8 protein-coding genes are annotated in these 7,081 nt (G+C 59.9%); 5 read left to right on the forward strand and 3 right to left on the reverse strand.

Annotated features, from left to right (window positions below):
- The 5 genes from ribD to pgpA all read left to right on the forward strand — a co-directional run.
- A partial coding sequence (gene ribD / locus CW267_RS29240; protein ID WP_101148702.1) for a bifunctional diaminohydroxyphosphoribosylaminopyrimidine deaminase/5-amino-6-(5-phosphoribosylamino)uracil reductase RibD occupies positions 1–757 on the forward strand: 757 nt, incomplete at its 5' end.
- A gap of 87 nt (positions 758–844) precedes the next feature.
- Positions 845–1,315 (forward strand): 6,7-dimethyl-8-ribityllumazine synthase, encoded by a 471-nt coding sequence (gene ribE, locus CW267_RS29245; RefSeq protein WP_001021161.1) that lies wholly within the window; start codon positions 845–847, stop codon positions 1,313–1,315.
- A gap of 19 nt (positions 1,316–1,334) precedes the next feature.
- On the forward strand, positions 1,335–1,754 hold the full coding sequence (gene nusB, locus CW267_RS29250; protein ID WP_008805376.1) for a transcription antitermination factor NusB: 420 nt from the start codon (positions 1,335–1,337) through the stop codon (positions 1,752–1,754).
- A gap of 73 nt (positions 1,755–1,827) precedes the next feature.
- Entirely contained in the window at positions 1,828–2,799 is a 972-nt protein-coding gene (gene thiL, locus CW267_RS29255) for a thiamine-phosphate kinase (protein WP_088717847.1), read from the forward strand.
- Positions 2,792–3,295: a phosphatidylglycerophosphatase A gene (pgpA, locus tag CW267_RS29260; RefSeq protein ID WP_008805378.1), complete on the forward strand. Its 504-nt coding sequence runs from the start codon at positions 2,792–2,794 to the stop codon at positions 3,293–3,295. The genes thiL and pgpA overlap by 8 nt, the downstream gene beginning before the upstream one ends.
- A gap of 45 nt (positions 3,296–3,340) precedes the next feature.
- Here pgpA and CW267_RS29265 read toward each other — a convergent pair whose 3' ends face one another.
- The 3 genes from CW267_RS29265 to ispA all read right to left on the reverse strand — a co-directional run.
- A complete protein-coding gene (locus CW267_RS29265; protein WP_016160373.1) occupies positions 3,341–4,315 on the reverse strand; it encodes an aldo/keto reductase in 975 nt (324 codons plus the stop codon).
- 60 nt (positions 4,316–4,375) lie between these two features.
- Positions 4,376–6,238 carry a 1-deoxy-D-xylulose-5-phosphate synthase gene (gene dxs, locus CW267_RS29270; protein ID WP_016160374.1) on the reverse strand — a complete coding sequence of 621 codons (1,863 nt, stop codon included), beginning with the start codon at positions 6,236–6,238 and terminating at the stop codon, positions 4,376–4,378.
- Between the two features lie 18 nt (positions 6,239–6,256).
- Positions 6,257–7,081: (2E,6E)-farnesyl diphosphate synthase (gene ispA / locus CW267_RS29275; RefSeq protein ID WP_101148703.1), on the reverse strand; the 825-nt coding region annotated here is incomplete at its 5' end.

A 7,081-nucleotide genomic window follows, 5' to 3' on the forward strand; every position in this document is an offset into this window, starting at 1 on the left:
GCAGGCCGGTATTGACGTCAGCCACGGGCTGATGATGAACGAAGCGGAAGCGCTGAATAAGGGCTTCCTGAAGCGGATGCGCACCGGTTTTCCCTGGGTGCAGCTGAAGCTGGGCGCCTCGCTGGACGGCCGCACGGCGATGGCCAGCGGTGAAAGCCAGTGGATCACCTCCCCGCAGGCGCGACGCGACGTGCAGCGTCTGCGCGCCCAAAGTCATGCCATCCTCACCAGCAGCGCCACCGTGCTGGCGGACGATCCGGCGCTGACCGTGCGCTGGCAGGAGCTGAGCGCGGATACTCAGGCGCTGTATCCCGAAGAGAATTTGCGCCAACCGCTGCGCGTCGTCATCGACAGTCAGAACCGCGTCACGCCTGAGCACCGCATTGTGCAGCAGGCAGGAGAAACGCTGTTTGCCCGCCTGCGTGCGGATGAGCGCCAGTGGCCGGAAAGCGTTCGTACGCTGCTGGTGCCGGAATATAACGGCCATCTCGATCTGGTGTTGCTGATGATGCTGCTTGGCAAACAGCAGGTGAACAGCGTCTGGGTAGAGGCGGGAGCGACGCTCGCCGGGGCGCTGCTGCAGGCTGGCCTTGTCGACGAGCTTATCGTCTATATTGCGCCTAAACTGTTAGGCAATGCGGCGCGTGGATTATGCGCGCTGCCGGGGCTTGAAGAACTGAGCCAGGCCCCCCATTTCAAATTCAATGAGATACGTCAGGTTGGCCCGGATGTCTGCCTGCATTTAACCACTGCGTGAGGCTTTCCTGATTATTAGGAAGCAGCGCTCAGAATAATATGATAAAATCCGCCCCCCTTGCGGGGCACATGAACCCGAAGGAAGAGTATGAACATTATTGAAGCTAACGTTGCTACCCCGGACGCTCGCGTCGCCATCACCATTGCGCGTTTCAACAACTTTATCAATGACAGCCTGCTGGAAGGTGCGATTGACGCCCTGAAACGCATTGGTCAGGTAAAAGATGAAAACATCACCGTTGTTTGGGTTCCAGGCGCGTATGAGCTGCCGCTGGCGGCTGGCGCACTGGCGAAAACCGGTAAATATGACGCGGTGATCGCGCTGGGTACGGTGATCCGCGGCGGTACTGCCCACTTTGAATATGTGGCTGGCGGTGCCAGCAATGGCCTGGCGCATGTCGCTCAGGACAGCGAAATCCCGGTAGCCTTTGGTGTTCTGACCACTGAAAGTATTGAACAAGCCATCGAGCGCGCTGGCACCAAAGCCGGTAACAAAGGCGCAGAAGCTGCGCTGACCGCGCTGGAAATGATTAACGTATTGAAAGCCATCAAGGCCTGATTTTTGTAAGGGGAATTCCGTGAAACCTGCTGCTCGTCGCCGCGCCCGTGAGTGTGCCGTCCAGGCGCTCTACTCCTGGCAGTTGTCCCACAACGACATCGCTGATGTCGAATACCAGTTCCTGGCGGAACAGGACGTAAAAGATGTAGATGTTCTGTATTTCCGTGAACTGCTGTCCGGAGTGGCGACTAACAGCGCGTACCTCGACGGCCTGATGAAGCCCTACCTGTCCCGTCAGCTGGAAGAGCTGGGCCAGGTGGAAAAAGCGGTGCTGCGTATCGCGCTGTTTGAGCTGTCCAAACGTGACGACGTACCGTATAAAGTGGCCATCAATGAAGCTATCGAACTGGCGAAAACCTTCGGCGCTGAAGATAGCCATAAGTTCGTCAACGGCGTGCTGGACAAAGCGGCTCCGGTAATTCGTCCCCGCAAAAAGTAAACGCCAGGCCGGGCTTTGCAGGATCTGATCCCGCGAACCCGGCCTTATTTTTTTCTTTGCTGAGGCATAACGTATGGCATGCGGCGAATTTTCCCTGATTGCCCGTTATTTTGATCGCGTTAAAAGCGCCCGCCTTGATGTTGAAACCGGCATCGGCGATGACTGCGCGCTCCTGAATATCCCCGAGAAAAAAACGCTGGCAATCAGCACCGACACCCTGGTGGCGGGCAATCACTTCTTACCCGATATCGACCCTGCCGACCTCGCTTATAAAGCGCTGGCGGTGAACCTGAGCGACCTCGCGGCGATGGGCGCGGAACCGGCGTGGCTCACGCTGGCGCTGACTTTGCCGGAGGTGGATGAAACCTGGCTGGAAGCCTTTAGCGACAGCCTGTTTGTCCAGCTGGACTATTACGATATGCAGCTGATTGGCGGTGACACCACCCGTGGCCCGCTTTCCATGACGCTGGGTATTCACGGCTTTGTGCCGCCAGGGCGCGCCATGAAACGCGCTGGCGCGAAGCCAGGAGACTGGATCTATGTCACCGGCACCCCGGGAGACAGCGCCGCCGGCCTGGCGGTGCTGCAGAACCGGCTGACGGTGGATGAACCGTCTGACGCCGACTACCTGCTGGCTCGTCATCTGCGCCCGATGCCGCGCGTGCTGCAGGGTCAGGCGCTGCGTGACCTGGCGACATCGGCTATCGATCTTTCCGACGGCCTGATCTCCGATCTGGGCCATATTCTTAAAGCCAGCGGCTGCGGCGCGCGCATCGATCTCGATGCCATGCCGTATTCCGACGCGATACTGCGCCAGGTGGAGCCCGAGCAGGCGCTGCGCTGGGCGCTCGCCGGCGGGGAAGATTACGAACTGTGCTTTACCGTACCGGAGCTGAACCGCGGGGCGCTGGACGTGGCCCTTGGCCATCTTGGCGCGCGTTTTACCTGTATCGGACAGATTGCGCCGGAGAGCGAAGGGCTGCAATTTATCCGCGATGGTAAGCCGGTCGCGCTTGATTTAAAGGGATACGATCACTTTGCGTAGTCGAGACGAGGCGTTACGCCGCCTGAGCATGCGTAACCCGTGGCATCTGCTGGCGACTGGCTTTGGCAGCGGCTTAAGCCCGGTGGTACCGGGGACGATGGGGTCGCTGGCGGCGATCCCGTTCTGGTATCTGATGACCTTTCTCCCCTGGCAGCTCTACTCGCTGGTGGTGATGATGAGCATCTGTATTGGCGTCTATCTGTGCCATCGCACGGCCAAAGATATGGGCACCCATGACCACGGCAGTATAGTCTGGGATGAGTTTGTCGGGATGTGGATCACCCTGATGGCGTTGCCGACCCTGGACTGGCAGTGGGTGGCCGCTGGCTTCGTGATTTTCCGTATCTTCGATATGTGGAAGCCGTGGCCGATTCGCTGGTTTGACCGCAATATCCACGGCGGAATGGGGATTATGGTCGACGATATCGTCGCCGGCGTGATCTCGGCCGGCGTGCTGTATGTCATTGGCCATCACTGGCCCATCGGTCTGCTTTAATCGTCTCTCCCCGGTAGCATCATGCTGCCGGGGAAACCACACCTGTTACTTAAATCCCACCACCGGATGCGGCTGATACGGCGCCTCCAGCTTGTCGATCTGTTCCGGAGAAAGCGTCAAATCCACCGCCTGCAGCAGGTCGTCGAGCTGTTCCTGACGCGATGGACCGATAATCGGCGCGGCAACGCCAGGTTTACTTAACAGCCAGGCGAGGGCGACCTGGGCGCGGCTGGCGTCGAGTTCTTCCGCCACGTCCGCGAGATTCCCGGCGATCTGCGCGTCGTTTTCTTCGCTGGTGCTGTAAAGCGTTTTGCCGAACTCATCCGAAACCAGCCGGGCGGTGGTCTCTCCCCAGGGGCGGGTCAGTCTGCCGCGCGCCAGCGGGCTCCACGGGATCACCGCCACGCCGTTGTGCTGACACAGTGGCAGCATCTCATTCTCTTCTTCCCGGTAAATCAGATTGTAGTGATCCTGCATGGTGACAAAGCGCGCCCAGCCGTTCTGCTGCTGGAGCGCCAGCGCCTGGGCAAACTGTCGGGCATGCATGGACGAGGCGCCGATATAGCGCGCTTTGCCGGCTTTCACCACCTCGTCCAGCGCTTCGAGGGTCTCTTCAATCGGGGTGGTATAGTCCCAGCGGTGGATCTGCAGCAGGTCGACATAGTCCATCCCAAGACGGCGCAGGCTGTCGTCGATGGAGCGCAGGATCTGCGCCCGGGAAAGCCCTTCCGCCAGATCGCCGACCTGGTGATACACTTTGGTGGCGACAACCACCTCATCACGGCGGGCAAAGTCGCGCAGGGCGCGGCCAACGATCTCTTCACTGCTGCCGTCGGAGTAGCTGTTTGCGGTATCGAAGAAGTTGATGCCGCCTTCAATAGCGTGCTGGATAAGCGGGCGGCTGCTCTCTTCCGGAAGCGTCCAGGCGTGTCTGCCGCGGTCCGGCTCGCCGAAGGTCATGCAGCCGAGGCAGAGTCGGGAAACCCGTAAGGCAGTATCACCGAGGGGGATATAGTGCATAGTGCGCTCCTGCTATTCATCAAGGGTATCCCTTAAGCATAGCAGGAGCGGAAGGGGCAATTATGCCAGCCAGTCGCGGATTTTGGCTTCAATACCGGCGGCATCAAGGCCGAGGTCGGCGCGGATCTCTTCCTGAGTGCCCTGAGGAATAAAATAATCCGGCAGGCCAATATTGAGCACCGGTACCGCCCGGCGATGGGCCATCAGCACTTCGTTCACGCCGCTGCCGGCGCCGCCCATGATGGCGTTCTCTTCCAGCGTCACCAGCGCGTCGTGTTCGCCGGCCAGCTGCAGGATCAGCGCCGTATCCAGCGGCTTCACAAAGCGCATATCCACGAGGGTCGCGTTGAGTTTATCCGCTACCGCCGCGGCTTCCGGCAGCAGGGTGCCAAAGTTGAGGATCGCTATTTTCTCGCCCTGACGTTTCACTACCCCTTTGCCGATCGGCAGCGATGCCAGCGGCTCGAGCGTCGCGCCGGTGCCGCTACCGCGCGGATAGCGCACGGCGCAGGGGCCGTCGCTGTAATGGTAGCCGGTATGCAGCATCTGGCGACATTCATTTTCATCGCTCGGGGTCATCACCACCATATCCGGAATACAGCGCAGGAAGGAGAGATCGAACGCTCCCTGATGCGTCTGACCGTCTGCGCCGACAATCCCGGCGCGGTCGATAGCAAACAGCACCGGCAGCTTCTGGATAGCCACATCGTGGATCACCTGATCGTAGGCTCGCTGCAGGAAGGTGGAGTAGATCGCCACCACCGGCTTGTAGTCGCCAATCGCCAGCCCGGCGGCGAAGGTGACCGCATGCTGCTCGGCAATGGCGACGTCAAAGTACTGATCGGGGAATTTCTTCGAAAACTCCACCATCCCTGAACCTTCGCGCATCGCCGGCGTGATCGCCATCAGCTTGCTGTCTTTGGCCGCCGTTTCGCACAGCCAGTCGCCGAAGATTTTCGAGTAGGAAGGGAGACCGCCGCTGCTTTTGGGCAGTACGCCGCTGGTATGGTCGAATTTTGGCACCGCATGGAAGGTGATCGGGTCTTTCTCGGCAGGCTCATAGCCGCGGCCCTTTTTGGTCATAATATGCAGGAACTGCGGGCCTTTCAGGTCGCGCATGTTCTTCAGCGTGCTGACCAGACCGAGCACATCGTGGCCATCGACCGGCCCGATGTAGTTAAAGCCCAGCTCTTCAAACAGCGTGCCCGGCACCACCATCCCTTTGATATGTTCTTCGGTTCGTTTAAGCAGCTCTTTAATCGGCGGCACCCCGGAGAAGACCTTTTTACCCCCTTCGCGCAGGGTGGAGTAGAGCTTGCCGGAGAGCAGCTGCGCCAGATGATTGTTCAGCGCGCCAACGTTCTCGGAAATCGACATTTCATTGTCATTCAGCACCACCAGCAGGTCGGGTTTGATATCCCCGGCGTGGTTCATCGCTTCAAACGCCATGCCGGCGGTGATCGCCCCGTCGCCAATCACGCACACTGCGCGCCGCTGCTTATCCTCTTTCGCGGCGGCGATAGCCACCCCGATACCGGCTGAAATGGAGGTCGAGGAGTGGCCGACGCTCAGCACGTCATACTCGCTTTCACCGCGCCACGGGAAGGGGTGCAGGCCGCCTTTCTGGCGAATGGTGCCGATTTTGTCCCGGCGGCCGGTCAGAATTTTATGCGGGTAGGCCTGATGGCCGACGTCCCAGATCAGGCGATCGAACGGCGTGTTATACACGTAGTGCAGCGCCACGGTCAGTTCCACCGTGCCGAGGCCAGAGGCAAAGTGACCGCTGGAGCGGCTGACGCTGTCCAGCAGATAGCGCCGCAGCTCATCACACAGCTTCGGCAGGCTCTCTTTTGGCAACAGGCGCAACTCCTGGGTGGAATCTACCAGCGCCAGGGTCGGGTATTTGGCAATATCAAAACTCATCAGAGACTCATTTATTGTTTATTTATCGCGCTGAATAATGTAATTCGCGAGCGCTTCCAGTGCCGAAGTATCCAGAGATTGTGCGGCCAGCTCATCTAACGACCGGCGGGCATCAGCGATCAGGTCGTGCGCTTTCTTCCGGGCTTGCTCAAGACCCAAGAGGGCGGGATAGGTGCTTTTACCCAATTGCTGGTCGGCACCCTGACGTTTGCCAAGGGTCGCAGTATCCCCTACCACGTCGAGAATGTCATCCTGGACCTGGAAGGCAAGACCGATATTTTCCGCATAGCGATCCAGCGCGGGCAGGGCAGCGCGGCCGCGTTCGCCGGCGCTCAGCGCCCCCATCCGGACGGCGGCGCGGATCAACGCCCCCGTTTTGTGGCGATGGATACGCTCCAGCGCCTGCAGATCCACCTGCTGTCCTTCCGCCTCCAGATCCAGCGCCTGGCCGCCGCACATACCCGCCACGCCGCTGGCCTGCGCCAGTTCGGAGACCATCGCCAGCCGGTCCCGATCAGAGACGTCGGCCATCGGCGCATCACTCAGTATAGAGAACGCCAGCGTTTGCAGGGCATCTCCCGCAAGAATTGCGTTGGCTTCGCCAAATTTAATATGACAGGTCGGCAGTCCGCGACGCAGATCGTCATCATCCATCGCCGGCAAATCATCATGCATCAGGGAATAAGCATGAATACATTCGACCGCCGCGGCGGGGGCATCGAGCGTGGTGCGGCTGACGCCGAACATCGCGCCGGTGGCATAGACAAGGAAGGGGCGCAGGCGTTTACCGCCTAAGAGTGCGCCATAATGCATCGCTTCCACCAGCGGAGTGTTCTGAAAGGG

The organism is Klebsiella sp. X1-16S-Nf21, from assembly GCF_002837615.1.
Taxonomy (GTDB): domain Bacteria; phylum Pseudomonadota; class Gammaproteobacteria; order Enterobacterales; family Enterobacteriaceae; genus Klebsiella; species Klebsiella variicola.

Excerpts from the sequence above, each read along its gene's own strand:
- dxs (WP_016160374.1), bottom strand. The coding sequence starts at position 6,238 with ATGAGTTTTGATATTGCCAAATACCCGACCCTGGCGCTGGTAGATTCC.
- CW267_RS29265 (WP_016160373.1), bottom strand. The coding sequence starts at position 4,315 with ATGCACTATATCCCCCTCGGTGATACTGCCTTACGGGTTTCCCGACTC.
- ribE (WP_001021161.1), top strand. The coding sequence starts at position 845 with ATGAACATTATTGAAGCTAACGTTGCTACCCCGGACGCTCGCGTCGCC.
- thiL (WP_088717847.1), top strand. The coding sequence starts at position 1,828 with ATGGCATGCGGCGAATTTTCCCTGATTGCCCGTTATTTTGATCGCGTT.